The organism is Aeromicrobium halocynthiae (assembly GCF_039531385.1).
GTDB lineage: Bacteria > Actinomycetota > Actinomycetes > Propionibacteriales > Nocardioidaceae > Aeromicrobium > Aeromicrobium halocynthiae.
In genome coordinates this window covers 16,325-35,318 of sequence record NZ_BAAAPY010000001.1, presented here as the reverse complement: position 1 = coordinate 35,318, position 18,994 = coordinate 16,325, and the positions used below count along the sequence as shown (strand labels likewise).

Below are 18,994 nucleotides of genomic sequence, written 5' to 3'. Positions count from 1 at the left end.
GGGCTACCGGTCGACGCCACCCTGGAGGACGCCCGCGAACACGCTCGGTGGCACACCGTCCTGCAGCAGTCGAAGGACGATGTTCGCGAGCTCGTCGCGCGGCTCGGTCGTGAGCGCTCGCTCCAGCGCGACGAGGGCCTGTGCACCGTCACCGCGCAGGTAGGCCGAGCAGGCCGCCAGCGTCAGCGGCGCGACCGCGAGCTCGGGCGGGGCCAGGCGGGCCACGTGCGCCCACAGCTCGAGCAGCGAGGCCGCCGTCTCCGTGTTGACGAGGCTCAACGCGAACCCTCGGACCGGCTCGCAGGAGGTCCAGACGATCAGCTGGGCGAGGTCCCCGGTCGAGGGCGTCCGACCGATCAGCGCCGCCTGGAGGATCGGCCCGACGACGCCACGGCCGACCTCCCCGGGATCGTTCGCGCGGTGGACGATCCCGGCCACCTGTAGCGCGACGGCGTCGACCGCTGCGCCGACCCAGCGGGCGCGTTCGGTCCGCTCGGGCTGGTAGCGCCGCTCGAGGGCGGCTCGGTCGGGCAGGATCTCCTGTCCGGCGAGGACTGCCTGCACCACGGCCCGGTGGTGCGGGGAGATCGTGTAGGCGTAGCCGTCGGGGTCGCAGTCGTCGAAGGTCGTCCAGTAGCGGTCCTTCGTGGCCCACGCCGAGACCACGGGCCGGATCTCGCCCAGGGCCAGCTCGGTGGCCCAGACCGCCTTCCCCGCGAGCTCGGGCCGCTCGGACACGCCCAGCACGATCGCTCCGTCGCAGTCCTGGCGTTCCAGGTGAGCGACGACGAACCTGCTCAGTGCGTCGATGTTCTCCTCCTCGGGCAGGTCGACCCGCATGCTGAAGCTGAAGCGGTGGCGGGGTCCGCGCGTCCCGATGACGCACAGTGACTCCTGCGGCACGAAGCCGAGCTGGCCCGGCAGGGCGGCGAAGAGGTCGGGGATGTCGTGGGCGGTGTACACCGAGTCGGTCGTCATTCCTCGAGCATCGGGTGGATGGCTCGGCGACGACACCGCCTCGACGACGGCCTGTGGACACCCTGGTCCGGACCGTCGAGCCTGTGGACGCGGCGCGACCGTCGGGGGCGGGCGCCCGGTCTAGGCTCGACGCATGCGGTCCACGGCGTCGGTCATGCACCTCGACCTCGACGCCTTCTTCGCCTCCGTCGAGCAGCGCGACAAGCCGTCGTTGCGCGGCCGACCCGTCATCGTCGGCGGTCTCGGCTCCCGGGGCGTGGTGTCGACGGCGTCCTACGAGGCGCGCACGCACGGCGTCCGCTCGGCCATGCGGATGGCCGAGGCACGGGCCCGGTGCCCGCACGCGGCCTTCCTGTCGGGTCGGTTCGAGGCGTACCGCGAGGCGAGCGCCGTGGTCATGGGGCACCTGCGGGAGATCTCGCCGCTGGTGGAGCCGCTCTCCCTCGACGAGGCGTTCGTCGACCTCGCCGTGGCCGACGTCGACGTCACCGACCTCGACGCCGTGCGCGATCTCGTCGCCTCGATCCGGCGCGAGATCACCGCCCGCACGCACGGCCTGACCGCATCGGTGGGCGTGGCGTCGTCCAAGCTCATGGCGAAGATCGCCAGCGAGATAGACAAGCCCGACGGCGCCCACGTCGTCGCCCCCGGCACCGAGGCCGACGTGCTCGGTCCCATGCAGGTGACAGCCATCCCCGGTGTCGGACCCGCGACGGCCGAGCGCTTGCGACGCGTCGGCATCACGACCGTCGAGGACCTGCGCGAACCGAGCGAGGACGAGCTGGTGCGCCTGCTCGGTCAGGCCTCGGGCCGCTCCCTGCACCGGCTCTCGCGCGCCCAGGACGACCGCGCCGTGGAGGCCGAGCGCGAGACCAAGTCCGTCAGCGTCGAGGACACGTTCACCACCGACGTCACCGACCGGCACCGCCTCGGCGCCGAGATCGAGACGATGGCCCGTGCGGTGGCGGCCCGCCTCGCCTCCGCCGGCCTGTCCGGACGCACCGTCACCCTCAAGCTGCGGCACCACGACTTCGAGACCCACACCCGCTCGTCCACCCTTCCAGGACCCACGGACTCCCCCACGACGATCGCCGCGACCGCGCGCCGCCTGCTCGACGACGCCGACCTGGGCGGCGGACTCCGCCTGATCGGCGTCGGTGTCAGCGCCCTGGCCGACTGGGTGCAGGACGACCTCTTCACCACCGAGACCGCACCGCTGGACCCTGCCGACGAGCAGCCTCGCGACGACGTGCCGACTCCCGCCACCGATTGGAGTCCCGGGATGGACGTCCACCACGCCACCCACGGCGACGGCTGGGTGTGGGGGGCCGGTCTGGAACGCGTGACCGTGCGCTTCGAGACCCGGACCACGCCCGCGGGCCCGGTCATGACCTTCCCCGCGAGCGACCCGCTGCTTCGTCCCGGGCACGCGCGCGACGCCGAGGACCTCACCGACGACCGCACGGGGACCGCCGTCCGGGGCACGGTCGAGCAGGAGGGGTCGGGCGCTACGGTCGAGCCATGACGACCCCTCCCGTCGCCCCCCGGCGGTCCCACCTGCGCACCCACCACGGCGACGAGGTCGACGACCCGTACGAGTGGCTGCGCGACGTCGACGACCCCGAGACGAGGGCCTACCTGGAGGCGGAGAACGCGTGGACGCAGGAGCGGACGGCCCACCTGGCCGACCTGCGCTCGACCATCGTCGAGGAGATCCGCTCCCGGACCCAGGAGACCGACCTCTCCCTGCCCACCCGTCGCGGCGACTGGTGGTACTACAGCCGGACCGTGGAGGGTCAGCAGTACGCGATTCGTTGCCGGTGCGCCGTCGACGACCCCGACGACTGGACACCTCCGACGCTCGAGCCCGGCGTCGACGTCCCGGGCGAGCAGGTGCTGCTGGACTCCAACGCCGAGGCAGAGGGTCACGAGTTCTACTCCCTCGGAGCCTTCAGCATCAGCGACGACGAGCGCTACCTCGCGTGGTCCGTCGACACCGTCGGCGACGAGCGGTACACCCTGCGCGTCAAGGACCTGCAGGACGACGTCGTCCTCCCCGACGTCGTCGAGGGGATCGGCCACGGCGCCACGTGGTCGGCCGGCGCGACCCACCTCTTCTACTCCCGCGTCGACGACGCGTGGCGCCCGCACGAGGTCTGGCGCCACGCGCTCGGCACCGATGCCGGCGACGACGTCCTCGTGCACACCGAGACCGACGAGCGGTTCTTCACCGGCGTCGGGCGCACGTCGTCCGAGGCGTACCTCGTCATCGCCGCGTCGTCGAAGATCACCAGCGAGTACCGCGTCCTGGAGGCCGACGACCCCACCGGGGAGTTCCGTGTCGTGATGCCCCGACGCACCGGCGTCGAGTACTCCCTCGACCACGCCCGGCTCGGCGAGCGCGACGTGTTCACCGTGCTGCACAACGACGGCGCCGAGGACTTCGAGCTCGCCGTGGTGCCGGCCGAGGGTCCGTACGACGCGCCCGAGACCGTGATCGAGCACCGCCGGGGCACCCGCCTGGAGGACGTCGACGCGTTCGCGCACCACCTCCTGCTGTCCTACCGGGAGGGTGCGATGGCCCGCGTCGCGGTGCTCCCGCTGTCCTCCGACGGCGTCGGCGCGCCGGTCGAGATCGACTTCGGCGAGGAGCTCTTCACCGCCGGCGTCGGCGCCAACGCCGAGTGGGACCCGCCCGTCGTGCGGGTCGGGGTGAGCTCGCTGGTCTCCCCCACCACGGTGTACGACTACGTGCTCGCCACCGGCGAGCTCGTCGAGCGCAAGCGTCAGACGGTGCTCGGAGGCTACGACCCGTCGGACTACGAGCAGCACCGCACGTGGGCCACCGCCGAGGACGGCACCCGCGTCCCGGTCTCGATCGTCTGCCGGGCCGGCACGCCTCGCGACGGATCCGCACCGGGCCTGCTGTACGGCTACGGGTCGTACGAGGCCAGCATGGACCCGGGCCTGTCGATCCCACGTCTCTCCCTGCTCGACCGGGGCTTCGTGTACGCCATCGCCCACGTGCGTGGCGGCGGAGAGCTCGGCCGGCACTGGTACGAGGACGGCAAGCTGCTGGCGAAGAAGAACACCTTCACCGACTTCGTCGCGGTCGCACGTCACCTGGTCGACGAGGGGTGGACCTCTCCCGACCGGCTCGTCGCCGAGGGCGGCAGTGCCGGCGGCCTGCTGATGGGGGCCGTGGCCAACCTCGCCCCCGACGCGTTCGCCGGGATCCTCGCGGCCGTCCCGTTCGTCGACAACCTGACGACGATCCTCGACCCCAGCCTTCCCTTGACCGTGATCGAGTGGGACGAGTGGGGCAACCCGCTGGAGGACCCCGAGGTGTACGCCTACATGAAGTCCTACTCCCCCTACGAGAACGTCGCTGCGGTCCGGTACCCGTCGATCCTCGCCGTGACCAGCCTCAACGACACCCGGGTCTCCTACACCGAGCCCGCCAAGTGGGTCGCACGGCTGCGGGCCACGGCCACCGGTGGGGACGTCCTGCTCAAGACCGAGATGCACGCCGGGCACGGTGGCGTCAGCGGTCGCTACAAGGCCTGGGAGGAACGCGCCTTCGAGCTCGCCTGGATCATCGACGTGGCCGGCGCGGACCGCGGTCCCCACCCGTCCTGACGTCGCGGGCCGGCACCTAGGGTGGCCGGGTGATTCGCCTCGCCACCGTCAACGTCAACGGGATCCGCGCCGCGCTGCGCAAGGGCATGGTTCCCTGGTTGGAGCAGAGCGCTCCCGACGTGCTCACGCTGCAGGAGGTGCGAGCACCCGACACACTCGTGCACGAGCTGCTCGAGCCGTACGGCTACCACGTCGTGCACACCGAGGCCGAGGCGAAGGGGCGGGCCGGGGTGGCCGTGCTCAGCCGCGTCGAGCCCACGGGTGCGCGGGTCGGGGGCGACGACGACTACTTCGCGGCCGCAGGCCGATGGATCGAGGCAGACGTCCCGCTGGCGGACGGCGGGACCCTGAGCGTCGTGTCCGCCTACGTGCACTCAGGGGAGCTCGGCACGCCGAAGCAGGAGGACAAGTACCGCTTCCTGGAGATGGCGGCCCGGCGACTGGCAGCGCTGCGCAGCCACGCCGACCACGCGGTCCTGACCGGCGACCTGAACATCGGGCACACCGAGCGCGACATCAGGAACTGGAAGGGCAACCTCAAGAAGGCGGGGTTCCTGCCCGAGGAGCGCGCCTACCTCGACCGGTTCACCGGCGAGCTCGGGTGGGTCGACGTCCACCGCTCGCTCAGCGGGGACGTCGACGGCCCGTACACGTGGTGGTCGATGCGCGGCCAGGCGTTCGACAACGACACCGGCTGGCGCATCGACTACCAGATCGCCACGCCGGAGCTGGCCGGGCGAGCGACGCAGGCCACCGTCGACCGCGCTCCCAGCTGGAGCGAGCGGTGGTCCGACCACGCGCCTCTGGTCATCGACTACGACGTGTGAGCGTTCCTCGCTGGTCACGATGAGGTGCGCCACATCGTCCGCGCCCGAGTTGCGACGGAGCGCCGGTGCCCTTGACTGGAACCACGCCGCATCAGTGCGGACATCGATCACAGGAGGTTTCCATGGGACTCGACGACAAGATCAAGAACACTGCCGACAAGATCACCGGCGGCGCCAAGGAGAAGTACGGCGACGCGACGGGTGATGACGAGAAGAAGGCCGAGGGCAAGAAGGATCAGTCCAAGGCCAACCTGAAGGACGCCGGCGAGAACGTGAAGGACGCGTTCAAGAGCTGACGTCCCCGCACGACCTCGGCGATGCCGTCCCCGGACCGGGGGCGGCATCGCTGCGTCCGGACAGCTACCGCGGTCGCCGTCCGTGCGAGTCCCGCCTTCCCGACACCCTCAGAGGTGGCCGCTCTCGTCCCAGACGTGGCGGGCGAACGAGCCGGACGGCGTGTGCACCGGTCGGACGTCGGCGGCCGGTCGATGGGTGACGGGCCGGTGCGGGAAGCGTCGGCATCCCTCGGCGAGCTGTCGCGGGTCGATGTCGAAGGCGTTCTCGTCCATGAACATGACGCTAGCCTCATGTTCGTCGTGGTTCCACCCCTACGCATCGGTAGTCTTCGCTCGCCCGTCCGGTCCGCCCCGCGACGCCCGACGGGGAAGGTCCCGATGGAATGCACGGGTGCGCTCGGTGGTTGTGCACCACGACACCCGATTCCTATCTAGGACGTGATCTTCGTGAGCACCGTCGAGCTGACCACCGAGAACTTCGAGAGCACCGTCACCGGTGAGGGCATCACCCTGGTGGACTGGTGGGCCGGCTGGTGCGGCCCGTGCAAGCAGTTCGCGCCGGTCTTCGAAGCCGCTAGCGACCAGCACGCGGACATCACGTTCGGCAAGATCGACACCGAGGCGCAGCAGCAGCTCGCCGCGATGGCGCAGATCTCCTCGATCCCCACGCTGATGGCGTTCCGCGACGGCGTGCTCGTCTTCAACCAGCCGGGCGCCCTGCCCAAGGAGGCACTGGACGAGGTCATCACGGCCGTCCGTGACCTCGACATGGACGAGGTGCACCGCCAGGTCGAGCAGGCGCGCGCCGCCGAGGGCGAGAACCCCACCGCCTGATCCGATCCACCACCGTCCGAGCACCTACCTGAACCAGGAGCACACCCACACATGATCTTCATCGTCGCGAAGTTCGAGACCAAGCCCGAGTGGACCGATCGCTGGATCGAGCACGTCCGGCCGTTCACCGAGGCCACCCGCGCCGAGCCCGGCAACCGGTGGTTCGAGTGGTCACGATCGGTCGAGGAGGAGAACACGTGGGTCCTCGTCGAGGCGTTCGACGACGACGCGGCCGAGGCACACGTCACGAGCGACCACTTCCGCCAGGCGCAGCAGGACCTGCCCCAGGCGCTCGTGCGGACGCCGCGCGTCATCAGCGAGAAGATCGCTGCCGAGGACTGGGCCGAGCTGGGCGAGATGAGCGTCGACTGAAGGCCGTCGGGCATCGGCAGAGCCGTCGGGGGACAATGCTCTGATGACCATCTCGACGGAGCTGCGCCTGCTGCTGCGCCATCCGGTCGACTTCGAGGTGGCCGACGAGCCCACCGAGTCCCGCTTCGTCTTCGCCACGCCCGAGGGCGAGCGGCGTGCTCGGGCGAGCGAGGCAGTAGGCGCCCTGAGCCAGGGCATCCGCACGACCCGCGCCGACCCAAGCGTCCGGGCCTGGGCCACCCCGGCCATCCTGGCGCTGCGGCTGATGGCCCGTGGCGAGCTGACGACTCCTGGCGTCACCGAGCGCAACCAGCTCCAGGACGCCGCCCGTGCGGTCGACCCCGACCCGGTGGCGGCCCGCGAGAAGGTCGAGGGCTTCCTCGCCGCCCTGGCGCAGGAGTCACCGGCCGTGGCCACCACGCCGCAGAACGGCATCTCCCGGCCGGGCGACGCCCCGCCCGTCGTGCCACGGGCCCGTCCTCGTCAACGCACCGTCGCCGCCCGGCTGGACGTGCGCTTCCTCCCGCACGAGCCGGCGTCCGACGACCGCGTCGACGAGGCGGAGGACCCGCCGGTCGCCGAGGTCACCCTGCGCGTCAAGCCCACCGACACCGGCTGGGGCTGGGCCGACGCTGCCGACCTGTGGCGACGCGAGGACCACCACTTCGGTGCCGGGTCGCGCGAGTCGGTGCAGCTGTTGCTGGGCCGCGTCTCGGACGCCTGGGCACCCCTGGCAACACTCCCCCGGCTGCTGGCCGCGCAGGCCCCCTTGCAGGTCACGGCCGACGAGCTCGCCGAGCTCGGCTCGTCGCGGACCACCGCTCGGCTGCAGGCGGAGCGGATCGAGGTGGACTGGCCGGCCGAGCTCGTCCGCGAGCTCGAGACGCACGCGACGGTGCGTGCCGACACCGCGCGCGACTCCGGACGTCCACGCTTCTTCGACGCCCAGACGCTGTTCCGCTTCGACTGGGAGGTCGCCGTCGGCGGCGACGCCCTCACCGCCGCGGAGCTCGACGAGCTGGCCACGTCACAGCACGGTCTCCTGCGACTGCGCGACCAGTGGGTCTTCGTCGACCCGAACCGGTTGCGGCGGGTGCTCGACGAGCGCTCCCGAACGATCACTGCCGTCGAGGCGCTGCGCGCCGCCGCCACCGGCACCCTGGAGGTCGACGGGCTCACCACCGAGGTCACGACGGTGGGTTGGCTGGAGGAGATCCGCCAGCGACTGGCCGCGCGCGGCGAGCAGCAGCCCGTGGAGCAGCCAAACGACCTGCACGGCGAGCTGCGGGACTACCAGCTGCTCGGGCTGCGCTGGATGGTGCAGCTCGTCGAGCTCGGGCTCGGCGGCATCCTCGCCGACGACATGGGACTGGGCAAGACCGTCATGCTCATCGCACTGCACCTGCACCGCACCGAGCAGGCCCACCGGCAGGGGCACGCGTCGGCTCCCACCCTCGTCGTGTGCCCCGCGTCGGTCCTCGGCAACTGGGAGCGCGAGATCGGGCGCTTCGCTCCCGATGTGCCGGTCAGGCGGCTGCACGGCTCCGGGCGCACGCTCGAGGGCGCGGACCAGGGCTTCGTGCTCACCACCTACGCGACGATGCGTCGCGACGTCGAGTCGTTGCGTGAGCACCCGCCCGGATGGGGGCTGGTCGTCGCCGACGAGGCACAGAACGTGAAGAACCCCGCCTCGGGGACGGCCCGTGCCCTGCGCACGATCGGATCGGAGGTCAACCTGGCGCTCACCGGCACGCCGGTGGAGAACAACCTCGACGAGCTCTGGGCGCTGCTGGACTGGACGACTCCGGGACTTCTCGGCGGGCAGCAGGAGTTCCGCTCGCGCTGGTCGCGCCGCGTCGAGGCCGGCGACGCCGATCGCGCGGCGCGGCTGGCCGGACTCATCTCCCCCTTCGTGCTGCGGCGTCGCAAGAGCGACCCGGGGATCGCGCCGGAGCTGCCGCCGAAGACCGAGACCGACTACCGCGTCAGCCTGACGCGCGAGCAGGTCGGGCTCTACGAGGCGGTGGTGCGTCGCACGATGCGCGAGGTCGAGGCGGCCACGGGAATGGCGCGACGCGGACTCGTCGTCAAGCTCCTGACCCAGCTCAAGCAGATCTGCAACCACCCGGCCCAGTTCCTGCGCCAGCCCGACGCCCCACTGCGCGGACGCTCGGGCAAGCTCGTCGTGCTCGACGAGCTGCTCGACGACATCGTGCCGAGCGGCAGCGCCGCGCTGCTGTTCACCCAGTACGCCCGGATGGGCGACCTCCTGCAGCGTCACCTGCAGGAGCGGAGCATCGGCTCTCAGTTCCTGCACGGCGGCGTGCCGCTGCGCCAGCGCGAGCAGATGGTCCGCCGCTTCCAGGACGGGGAGGTGCCCGTCTTCGTGCTCTCGCTACGCGCTGCCGGGACGGGCCTCAACCTCACCCGTGCCGACCACGTGATCCACGTCGACCGCTGGTGGAACCCTGCCGTGGAGGACCAGGCCACGGACCGCGCCCACCGCATCGGCCAGACCCAGCGCGTGCAGGTCCACCGGCTGATCAGCGAGGGGACGATCGAGGAGTCCGTCGCCGAGCTCATCACCGCCAAGCGCACGTTGGCCGATGCCGTCGTCAACGCCGGTGAAGGGGCGTTGACCGAGCTCAGCGACGCCGAGCTGGCCGACCTCGTCCGTCTGCGCTCCTGAGCAGGGCCCGGCGAGATGGCGTCAGGTCGAGCGGGCGTTCTGCACCGCGAGCCTGACCCGCGCGAGCAGTGCACGTCGGCTGCCGACCGGCAGCGACCGGGAGAGCTCGCGGCTCACGTAGTCGATGAACGCGAGCTGCGTGCGGCGCTCGGGAGCGGCCGTGGCGAGCCAGCGAGGTCCGGCGAACTCCGGGAGGCACTGTAGGAGCTCCCGGGGGCCCAGCACCCGCTCGAACGCGCCCTCGGGGCGGTGGTCCCGCTCGACCTGCAGGGTCGCCGCAGCCGCCGGGTCGAGCAGCCCGTCGAGGTCGGCGACGTCGAGGAAGACGCGCAGGTGGGCGAGCACACGACGGTGCCGGCTCTCGGTGACCGCCGACCGGCCGAGCGTGGCATCCTCGACCAAGCGTTCCAGCACGTCCGTCAGCGTCTCGGACGGTTCGCTGACGAGCAGGGTGAACATGTCGACTCCTCGGTCGTTGCCCTGAACCTAGATCGGACCGGACCGACGCGCACCTCGAGACGACCCCGTGTACGTCGCGCGGTCGTCGTGAGACGGTGAGGGCTCACCCGCCGACCGTCGTGAGGGCCCATGGACACCATCGAACCGGTTCACGGCACCGCCGTCCTGCTGCTGATCGCCGCAGTCGCCGTCGCCGTGCTGCTGACCCTGATCATCGTCGTCAAGCTGCACGCCTTCATCTCGCTGGTCCTCGTGAGCCTCGGGACCGCTCTCGCCGCCGGGATCCCGGTCGCCGACGTGCCCGACGCCCTCACGAGCGCCTTCGGCTCCACGCTGGCATCGGTGGCGCTGCTGGTCGCGTTCGGCGTCATGATCGGACGGCTCCTGGAGGTCACCGGCGGGGCGCAGGTCCTCGCCGACACCCTCGTCTCGAGGTTCGGCGAGCAGCGGGCTCCGCTGGCCCTCGGTGTCGCAGCGCTCATCTTCGGGTTCCCGATCTTCTTCGACGCCGGCCTCGTCGTCTTCCTGCCGATCATCCTCACCGTCGCGCGTCGCTTCGGCGGGTCGGTCCTCGCCTATGCGCTGCCCGCCGCCGGCGCCTTCGCCGCGATGCACGCCCTGGTACCGCCCCACCCGGGCCCGGTGGCGGCCGGTTCGGTGCTCGGTGGCGACATCGGCATCGTGCTCCTGGTGAATCTGCCGATCGCCGTCGTCTCCTGGTACGTCGGCGTCATGCTCGTCTCGCGTGTCCTGGCCGCGCGGATCATGGTGCCGGTGCCGGACCTGCTCTTCGGTCCCAAGAACGGCGGGCGGTCCGAGGGGTCGGGGCACGACGACCGACCGCCGCCGTCCTTCGGGCTGGTCCTGTCGATCCTGCTGCTCCCGCTCGTGCTGATCTCCTTCAACACCGTGCTCACCACGCTGCGGACCGACGGCCTCGTCGCCGAGGAGGGCCTCGTCGTCGACCTGCTCGTGCTGCTCGGCAACACCCCCGTCGCCCTGCTCATCACGCTGCTCGTGACGATCGGCGTCCTCGGGACCCGCGGCCGGACGCTCGCGGAGACGACGAGCCTGCTCGACGAGGCGCTCGCCCCCATCTGCTCGATCATCCTCATCACCGCCGCGGGCGGCATGTTCGGCGGCGTGCTTCGCACCAGCGGCATCGGCGAGGCGCTCACCTCCTCCCTCGAGGGCGTCGGCATCCCGCTGCTGCTGCAGGCCTTCCTGATCGCCACGGCGCTGCGTGTCGCGCAGGGGTCGGCCACGGTCGCTCTCACCACGGCGTCGGGGCTCGTGGCCGGGCAGGCGGCCGACCTCGGCGACCTCCAGATCGCCCTGCTCGTGACGGCCATCGCGGCCGGCTCGACCGTCCTGAGCCACGTCAACGACTCCGGGTTCTGGCTGGTCAGCCGGTTCTTCGGGATGGATGAGAAGACGACGCTGAAGACCTGGACGGTGCAGGAGACGACGCTCGGTCTCGCGGCCTTCGCCGTCGCGGCGATCGCCTGGCCCCTGGCTGGTGCCTTGTGACGGCCGAGCAGACAGTACCCGGCGACATGCCGCGCAGCAGCCCGTCGGGGCCACCGCTGCAGGTGGTCGTCATGGGGGTCTCCGGCACGGGCAAGACGTCCGTCGCCTCCGCCGTCGCCGAGGCCGGTGACTACGACTTCGTCGAGGGCGACGTGCACCACCCGCGCGCCAACGTCGAGAAGATGTCCGCCGGCATCCCCCTCACCGACGAGGACAGGAAACCGTGGCTGGAGATCCTCGCCGGACTCCTCGCCGAGCACCGCGAGCAGGGTCGCGCCGCCGTCCTGGCCTGCTCGGCGCTGAAACGCTCCTACCGCGACATCCTGCGCGGCGACGCACCGGTCGACGCCACCTTCTTCCTGCACATCGACCTGCCGTACGACGTCCTGCTCGACCGGATGGAGAAGCGCGAGCACTTCATGCCAGCGTCGCTGCTGCAGTCGCAGTTCGACACGCTCGAGCGCCTCGACGACGACGAGCACGGCGCGGTCCTGGACGCCGACGAGCCGCTGGTCGACGTCGTCGAGCGTGCGATCGCGGCCGTCCGCGCGGCAGGCCACACGGACTGAGGCGTACCGCCGCACGGTCACCGCGGGACGAATTGACGAGGGCTCGCGAGTCCAGCAGAGTCGTCATGCTCCATCCGCCGTCTCGAGGAGTTCCCATGACCGACCCGTCACCCGACGTCCGCCCCGACGAGGGCGACCCCGGCCGGACACAGCTCATCGACGGTGCCTGGCGCGGCGCCTCCGACGGGGCGACCCGCGAGATCCGCTGCCCGGCTGACGAGTCGCTGGTCGCCACCGTCGCCGAGGGCACGGTCGACGACGCGATCGACGCCGTCCGCGCCGCACGTCGGGCCTTCGACGACGGACCCTGGCCGCGCACCCCCGCGCCGGAACGTGCCGCCCTCCTGCACCGCGTCGCGGACCGGCTCACGGCCGAGAAGGAGCGGGTCGCCCGGCTCGAGGCCCTCGACACCGGCAAGCGGATCGTCGAGGCACGGATCGACATGGACGACATCATCGGGGTGTTCCGTCACTTCGCCTCGCTCGCGCAGGCCGACGCCGGACGCGTCGTGGATCCGGGCATGCCGGACGTCCGCAGCCGGATCGTGCACGAACCGGTGGGGGTGTGCACCCTCATCACGCCGTGGAACTTCCCGCTGCTGCAGACGTCGTGGAAGGTGGCACCGGCGCTCGCCGCAGGGTGCACGTTCGTGCTCAAGCCGAGCGAGCTCACGCCGTCGACCGCGATCTGGCTGGTGCGCACGCTCGCCGAGGAGGGTCTGCCCGACGGCGCCGCGAACCTCGTCCTCGGCGCGGGAGACCGCGTCGGTGCGCCGCTCACGGAGGCACCCGAGGTCGACCTCGTCTCCTTCACCGGGGGTCTCGTGACCGGACGTCGCATCATGGCTGCAGCCGCGCCGACGGTGAAGAAGATCGCCCTCGAGCTCGGCGGCAAGAACCCGAACATCGTGTTCGCCGACGCCGACCGCGAGGCGGCCCTCGACAACGCGCTGACGGCGATCTTCCTCGACTCCGGCCAGGTGTGCTCCGCGGGCGCGAGGCTCGTCGTCGAGGACTCCATCCACGACGAGTTCGTCGAGGAGCTCGTCCGACGGGCCGCGTCGATCCGTCTCGGCGGGCCCGACGACCCGCAGGCCCAGACCGGACCGCTGATCAGCGCCGCGCACCGGGAGAAGGTCGAGGCCTACGTCGCCGCCGGCGTCGCCGAGGGTGCCGTCTTGCGCGTCGGCGGCGAGCGCCCGGACGGCCCCGGCTACTTCTACCCGCCCACGATCCTCGACGGGTGCAGCGCAGACATGTCGTGCGTGCAGGACGAGTCGTTCGGTCCCGTGCTGACCGTCGAGACGTTCACCGGCGCCGACGGCGACGCGCTCGAGGAGGCGGCCGTCTCGATCGCGAACGACACCGTCTACGGTCTCGCCGGCGCCGTCTGGACCCAGGACGCGGGCCGCGCCGAACGCGTCGCGTCGCGGCTGCGGCACGGCACGATCTGGATCAACGACTACCACCCGTACGTGCCCCAGGCCGAGTGGGGCGGGTTCAAGCAGAGCGGCATCGGTCGCGAGCTCGGGCTCGCCGGTCTCGAGGAGTACCGCGAGGCCAAGCACGTCTGGCACAACACCCGTCCCGCTCCCTCCGGCTGGTGGGACTGAACCCGCTGCCCGCCGCCGTCATGTCCTCCACCGTCACGCAGACAGGAAGTTCCACGTGAAGAAGTACGACTACGTCATCGTCGGCGGCGGCTCGGCCGGTTCGGCGCTCGCCAACCGACTGAGCGACGACCCCGGCACCTCCGTGCTGGTCCTGGAGGCCGGGCGCAGCGACTTCCGCATGGACCCGTTCATCCACATGCCGGCGGCGCTGCCGTTCCCGATCGGCAGCCGCTTCTACGACTGGAAGTACGAGTCCGACCCCGAGCCGTACATGAACGGACGCCGCGTCTACCACGCACGCGGCAAGGTCCTCGGAGGGTCCAGCTCCATCAACGGCATGATCTTCCAGCGCGGCAACCCGCTCGACTACGAGCGCTGGGCCGCCGACCCCGGCATGGAGCAGTGGGACTACGCGCACGTCCTGCCGTACTTCAAGCGCATGGAGACCTGCCTCGCCGGGGCCGACGCCTGGCGCGGCGGCTCCGGACCGTTGGCCCTGACCCGCGGACCGGCGACGTCGCCACTGTTCGGGGCGTTCCTCGAGGCGACCGAGCAGGCCGGGCACCCCCGCACCGACGACGTCAACGGCTACCGCCAGGAGGGCTTCGCGCCGTTCGACCGCAACGTCTACCGCGGCCGACGGCTCAGCGCCGCCCGCGCCTACCTGCACCCGGTGCGCAAGCGGCCGAACCTCACCATCCACACCCTGTCGACGGTGACGGGCCTGCGGATGGACGGCACGCGAGCCGTGGGCGTCGACTACCTGCGAGGCGGCCGGCAGCCCCGCTCGGTCGGCGCCGGCGAGGTGATCCTGTGCGGCGGAGCGTTCAACTCCCCCCAGCTGCTGCAGCTCGCAGGCATCGGCAACCCCGAGCTGCTCTCGTCGGTCGGGGTGCGGCCGCTGGTCGACCTGCCCGGCGTCGGGGAGAACATGCAGGACCACCTCGAGGTCTACATCCAGCACGAGTGCAAGCAGCCGGTGTCGATCGGTCCGTGGTTCGACTACTGGAAGGCCCCCCGCATCGGTGCGGAGTGGCTCTTCGCACGCTCCGGCGTCGGCGCGTCCAACCACTTCGAGGCCGGTGGGTTCATCCGCAGCAACGACGACGTCGCCTACCCGAACCTGATGTTCCACTTCCTGCCGATCGCCGTGCGCTACGACGGCTCGCAGACCGCCGCCGAGCACGGCTACCAGGTGCACATCGGACCGATGTACTCCGACGTCCGCGGCCACCTGCGGATCCGCTCGCGCGACCCCCTGCAGCACCCCAGCCTGCAGTTCAACTACCTCTCCACCGAGAACGACCGCCGCGAGTGGGTCGAGATGATCCGCGCCGCGCGCGACATCCTCTCCCAGCCGGCCTTCGACGCCTTCGACGCGGGCGAGCTGTCGCCCGGGCCCGGGGTGGAGACCGACGAGGAGATCCTCGACTGGGTGGCCAAGGACGCCGAGACCGCCCTGCACCCCTCGTGCACCGCAGCGATGGGCACCGGCGACATGAGCGTCGTCGACCCGGCCACCATGCGCGTGCACGGCACGCAGGGCCTGCGCGTGGTCGACGCCTCCGTCTTCCCGTACGTCACCAACGGCAACATCTACGCCCCGGTCATGATGGTGGCGGAGAAGGCCGCCGACCTCATCGCGGGCAACACTCCCCTGGCGCCGCTCGACGTGCCGTTCTACCGGCACGGGACCGGCATGCCGCTGTGGCCCGAGGGCGACCCGCGCAACGACGCGGCGCCGGGCACCGTCCACGCCTGATGGCGCACCTCACCGCCGAGGCAGCGGTCCGGTGGCCGTCCACCGAGGAACGCGCCATCCACTGGGCCACCGCGCTCGCCGAGCTCGAGCAGGAGCTGCCCATCGACGAGGACGGCTACGTCGTGCTCCACGACGATCCGTCCCAGGCGACGCCCGACGACCCTCGGGTGCGCCTGGTCGCCGGGCACCGCCTCGACATGGGCGCCCGGTACGTCCTGGAGTGGCCCGGCATCACGATGCTCTCCTGCGCCATCGGCATCGGTGGGGTGGCCGGTCGACGTCTCGTCCACCTGAGCCTGCGCAACCACCACCACTCCGGCAGCCTGCGCGTCGACCTGGACTCGATGGACACCTTCACCGAGCTGCGCGCCGTCAGCGACATCGACCACGCCAAGGGCGAGGTGGTCGTGCGTCCGGACGCCCCCACCCCGTTCGAGTGCGACGTCAGGCTGGACTGGTTGCGCTGCGAGCTGACCGCCGAGGTGGTCGGTGCCGGTGACGCCCAGCGACTCGTCGTCTCCGCGCAGGTACGCGGCCGCTGGCGATGGCGGCCGGTGCTGGCGCCGCTGCTCACGATCGGTCGCCCCCTGCTGAGGAGGGCGCTGCAGCAGGCGGTCGACGCGGCTGCCCGCACGCTCACCGAGATCTCCGACGACCCGGTCACCGGTCCGCTGGACGAGGCTGCCCGCCGCCGACGCGACGTCGAGCACGCGGCGGCGTTGATGCGTCAACGCGCGACGCTCGTGGCCTCGCAGATCGCCGGGCGGCCGTGGTGGCAGCGTCGCCGTCCGCGTCACTGGCTGGCGGTCCTCACCGAGCTCGGCCCTGCGCCCTGGCCTCCGCACGAGATGTTCGAGAGCTGGCCGCGACGCGAGCGCGGCCTGCTGCGCGAGTACGTCGGGCACCACCGCCGCGAGGATCCGTCGTGGGTCGGCGACGAGCTGGTCAGACAGGAGCAGGCTCGAGTCGTGACACGGGCGGGTGGCGCAGACGCGGACGGCGCCTCCTCGGGACTCGGGCCCACCCCGGTCACCACGACGGGGCCGGGGGGCGCGGTGCCACCCCCGCCGACGTACGAGCCGATCCGCGACGAGGACCTCGACCTCAGCTTCCTCTCGAGTCCGTGGACCCTCTACCGCAAGCTCGTCGGCGACCCGACCGGCACCGACGCCGAGGTGGCCGCGCAGGTCGCCGAGCGGCTCGAGGACGCCGCACGCCGCGATCCCTGAGCACTGTCCCCGACGTGCCCCGCGACGGTCCCCGAGACCGCAGGATCGTCGCCGTGCCGCAGGCGTCGTACTACCGTCAGGCCACCCCCACCAGGAGAACATCGTGAGCGCACCAGCCGCCGAACGTCCCACCGAGGACACCTCGTCCGAGCCCGCGTCGCGGGTCAACCTGACCGTCCTGATCGGCTCGAGCACGATCATCCTGGCCATCACGGCCTGGGCCCTGTTCGCGCCCGTCGACGCCTCCGAGGCTCTCGGGACCCTCGTCGGCTTCGCCACCGACTGGTTCGGCTGGTTCTACGTCCTGCTCACCACCAGCGTGCTCGTCTTCGTGGTCGTCATCGCCGTGTCGCGCTTCGGACGCACCAAGCTCGGGCCCGACCACTCAGAGCCGGAGTTCAGCACCTTCGCGTGGGCGTCGATGCTGTTCGCCGCCGGCATCGGCACGGACCTGATGTTCTTCGCCGTGGCCGAGCCGGTCACGCAGTACCTCGCGCCGCCGAGCGTCGAGCCGGAGTCGGTCGAGGCCGCGCGCGAGGCCACCGTGTGGACGCTGTTCCACTACGGCATCAGCGGATGGGGCATGTACGCCCTCATGGGCATGGCGCTGGGGTACTTCGCCTACCGCCTCGGGCTGCCGCTGGCGGTCCGCTCGGCGCTGACGCCCGTCATCGGCAAGCGCACCGAGGGTCCGGTCGGCGACGCGGTCGACCTCGCGGCGGTCCTCGGCACCATCTTCGGCGTGGCCACCACGCTCGGGATCGCCGTCGTGCAGCTCAACTTCGGTCTGAACATGCTCTTCGACGTCCCGATGGGGCTCACGGCGCAGATCGCGCTGATCGTCCTCGGCGTCGCGATGGCCACCTTGTCGGCCGTCTCCGGCGTCGACAAGGGCATCAAGTGGCTCTCGCAGGCCAACGTGGTCCTCGCGCTCTTCCTCGCGTTCTGGATCCTCGTCACCGGACGCACCACCTACCTGCTCGACGCGCTCGTCCTCAACGTCGGCGACTTCGCCCGACGCTTCCCCGACATGACGATGCAGACCTTCGCCTTCGAGGACACCGGCACCTGGATGGCCGACTGGACGCTCTTCTTCTGGGCCTGGTGGATCGCGTGGGCGTCCTTCGTCGGGCTGTTCCTCGCGCGCATCTCGCGGGGGCGCACGATCCGCCAGTTCGTGGCCGGGACGCTGATCATCCCGTTCATGTACATCCTCATGTGGATCTCGATCTACGGGAACGCAGCGATCGACCTGATCCGCCAGGGCAACACCGACTTCGGCGAGCTCACCGTCAACGCCCCCGAGGAGGGGTTCTACTCGATGCTCGCCGAGTACCCCGGGTTCGTCTTCATCGCCTCCATCGCGACGTTCGTCGGCCTGCTGTTCTACGTCACGTCGGCCGACTCCGGGGCGCTCATCATGGCCAACCTCTCCTCGCGCATGCGCGACGTCCACGCCGACGCCGGGCGCCGCCTGCGCATCTTCTGGGCGGTGGTGACCGGTGCGCTGACCATCGCGCTGCTGTCCATCGACACCGAGGGCAGCGGCATCGCGACGCTCCAGTCGGCCACGATCATCATGGGCATCCCGTTCGCGATCGTCATGGTGCTCGTCATGATCGGTCTGTGGCGGGCCTTGCAGGTCGAGGGCCACCTCGAGCGGGCGAGGTCCGGCGTCCAGCACGGGGTGCTCTCCAGCCGCAGCAGCACCGAGCGCGGCAGCGGCCACTGGCGCGCGCGCCTGCGCCGCGTGACGAGCTTCCCGAGCCGGGAGAAGGTCGACGAGTACCTGTCGACGGTCATCGACCCGACGCTGCGCGAGCTGGCCGAGGAGCTGACCGCCACCGGGGCGCAGGCCGACGTCCGCGAGTGCACCGACGACGAGGGTCGTCCGTGCGTCGAGCTGACCGTCGCCGTCGCGGAGTCCACCGAGTTCGTCTACCGCGTGAGCCGACGCGAGGTCCCCATCCCGGTCTACAGCGGCAGCCTGATGCCGACCTCCCGCGACTACTACTCGCGCCTGGAGGTGCACCTGCAGCACGAAGGCGGTCAGGGCTACGACGTCATGGGCTACTCCCCCGCCCAGGTCATCGACGACGTCCTCGACGCCTACGAGCACCACCTGGAGTTCCTGCGCATCGAGCAGACCGGACCCGTGTGATCGGCGACCGTCCCGCAGCGTTCACCCGCTGGCCAC

The 18,994-nt window shown here is 71.3% G+C and carries 16 protein-coding genes; 13 read left to right on the top strand and 3 right to left on the bottom strand.

The features are described 5' to 3' along the window. Positions 1 to 3 precede the first annotated feature (3 nt). Positions 4 to 978 carry a DUF4192 domain-containing protein gene (locus ABD213_RS00130; protein ID WP_344322859.1) on the bottom strand — a complete coding sequence of 325 codons (975 nt, stop codon included), beginning with the start codon at positions 976 to 978 and terminating at the stop codon, positions 4 to 6. Between the two features lie 133 nt (positions 979 to 1,111). Between ABD213_RS00130 and ABD213_RS00125 the strand changes: the two genes are divergently transcribed. The 4 genes from ABD213_RS00125 to ABD213_RS00110 all read left to right on the top strand — a co-directional run bounded on the left by ABD213_RS00125 (position 1,112) and on the right by ABD213_RS00110 (position 5,740). Next, positions 1,112 to 2,503 carry a DNA polymerase IV gene (locus ABD213_RS00125; protein ID WP_344322856.1) on the top strand — a complete coding sequence of 464 codons (1,392 nt, stop codon included), beginning with the start codon at positions 1,112 to 1,114 and terminating at the stop codon, positions 2,501 to 2,503. Beyond that, the gene (locus tag ABD213_RS00120) at positions 2,500 to 4,617 is read left to right on the top strand and encodes a S9 family peptidase (protein WP_344322853.1); all 2,118 of its coding nucleotides are present in this window, start codon (positions 2,500 to 2,502) and stop codon (positions 4,615 to 4,617) included. The genes ABD213_RS00125 and ABD213_RS00120 overlap by 4 nt, the downstream gene beginning before the upstream one ends. A 29-nt stretch (positions 4,618 to 4,646) precedes the next feature. After that, positions 4,647 to 5,444, top strand: a complete 798-nt coding sequence (locus ABD213_RS00115; protein ID WP_344322851.1) for an exodeoxyribonuclease III — start codon at positions 4,647 to 4,649, stop codon at positions 5,442 to 5,444. A gap of 122 nt (positions 5,445 to 5,566) precedes the next feature. After that, positions 5,567 to 5,740: a CsbD family protein gene (locus tag ABD213_RS00110; protein ID WP_344322849.1), complete on the top strand. Its 174-nt coding sequence runs from the start codon at positions 5,567 to 5,569 to the stop codon at positions 5,738 to 5,740. A 108-nt stretch (positions 5,741 to 5,848) separates the two neighbouring features. Here ABD213_RS00110 and ABD213_RS00105 read toward each other — a convergent pair whose 3' ends face one another. Continuing rightward, on the bottom strand, positions 5,849 to 6,013 hold the full coding sequence (locus ABD213_RS00105) for a hypothetical protein (RefSeq protein ID WP_344322847.1): 165 nt from the start codon (positions 6,011 to 6,013) through the stop codon (positions 5,849 to 5,851). Between the two features lie 174 nt (positions 6,014 to 6,187). Here ABD213_RS00105 and trxA point away from each other — a divergent pair, with 174 nt between their 5' ends. The 3 genes from trxA to ABD213_RS00090 are packed head-to-tail and all read left to right on the top strand — an operon-like array spanning position 6,188 to position 9,635. Continuing rightward, a complete protein-coding gene (trxA, locus tag ABD213_RS00100; RefSeq protein WP_344322845.1) occupies positions 6,188 to 6,574 on the top strand; it encodes a thioredoxin in 387 nt (128 codons plus the stop codon). A gap of 51 nt (positions 6,575 to 6,625) precedes the next feature. Then, positions 6,626 to 6,946, top strand: a complete 321-nt coding sequence (locus ABD213_RS00095; RefSeq protein WP_344322842.1) for a putative quinol monooxygenase — start codon at positions 6,626 to 6,628, stop codon at positions 6,944 to 6,946. 43 nt (positions 6,947 to 6,989) lie between these two features. Next, positions 6,990 to 9,635 (top strand): DEAD/DEAH box helicase, encoded by a 2,646-nt coding sequence (locus ABD213_RS00090; RefSeq protein WP_344322840.1) that lies wholly within the window; start codon positions 6,990 to 6,992, stop codon positions 9,633 to 9,635. A 21-nt stretch (positions 9,636 to 9,656) separates the two neighbouring features. Here the strand turns inward: ABD213_RS00090 and ABD213_RS00085 are convergent, their stop codons facing one another. Continuing rightward, positions 9,657 to 10,094 carry a hypothetical protein gene (locus ABD213_RS00085; RefSeq protein ID WP_344322838.1) on the bottom strand — a complete coding sequence of 146 codons (438 nt, stop codon included), beginning with the start codon at positions 10,092 to 10,094 and terminating at the stop codon, positions 9,657 to 9,659. A gap of 129 nt (positions 10,095 to 10,223) precedes the next feature. Here ABD213_RS00085 and ABD213_RS00080 point away from each other — a divergent pair, with 129 nt between their 5' ends. The 6 genes from ABD213_RS00080 to betT all read left to right on the top strand — a co-directional run bounded on the left by ABD213_RS00080 (position 10,224) and on the right by betT (position 18,958). After that, a complete protein-coding gene (locus tag ABD213_RS00080; protein ID WP_344322836.1) occupies positions 10,224 to 11,624 on the top strand; it encodes a GntP family permease in 1,401 nt (466 codons plus the stop codon). Between the two features lie 26 nt (positions 11,625 to 11,650). Continuing rightward, positions 11,651 to 12,193, top strand: coding sequence for a gluconokinase (locus ABD213_RS00075; RefSeq protein WP_344322834.1), 543 nt, complete (start codon positions 11,651 to 11,653; stop codon positions 12,191 to 12,193). 95 nt (positions 12,194 to 12,288) lie between these two features. Further along, positions 12,289 to 13,806 (top strand): aldehyde dehydrogenase family protein, encoded by a 1,518-nt coding sequence (locus ABD213_RS00070; RefSeq protein WP_344322831.1) that lies wholly within the window; start codon positions 12,289 to 12,291, stop codon positions 13,804 to 13,806. 55 nt (positions 13,807 to 13,861) lie between these two features. After that, positions 13,862 to 15,568 (top strand): choline dehydrogenase, encoded by a 1,707-nt coding sequence (betA, locus tag ABD213_RS00065; protein ID WP_344322829.1) that lies wholly within the window; start codon positions 13,862 to 13,864, stop codon positions 15,566 to 15,568. Continuing rightward, positions 15,568 to 16,797: a hypothetical protein gene (locus ABD213_RS00060; RefSeq protein WP_344322827.1), complete on the top strand. Its 1,230-nt coding sequence runs from the start codon at positions 15,568 to 15,570 to the stop codon at positions 16,795 to 16,797. The genes betA and ABD213_RS00060 overlap by 1 nt, the downstream gene beginning before the upstream one ends. 103 nt (positions 16,798 to 16,900) lie before the next feature. Continuing rightward, complete coding sequence (betT, locus tag ABD213_RS00055; RefSeq protein ID WP_344322825.1) at positions 16,901 to 18,958, top strand: choline BCCT transporter BetT; 2,058 nt, start codon at positions 16,901 to 16,903, stop codon at positions 18,956 to 18,958. Positions 18,959 to 18,994 lie beyond the last annotated feature (36 nt).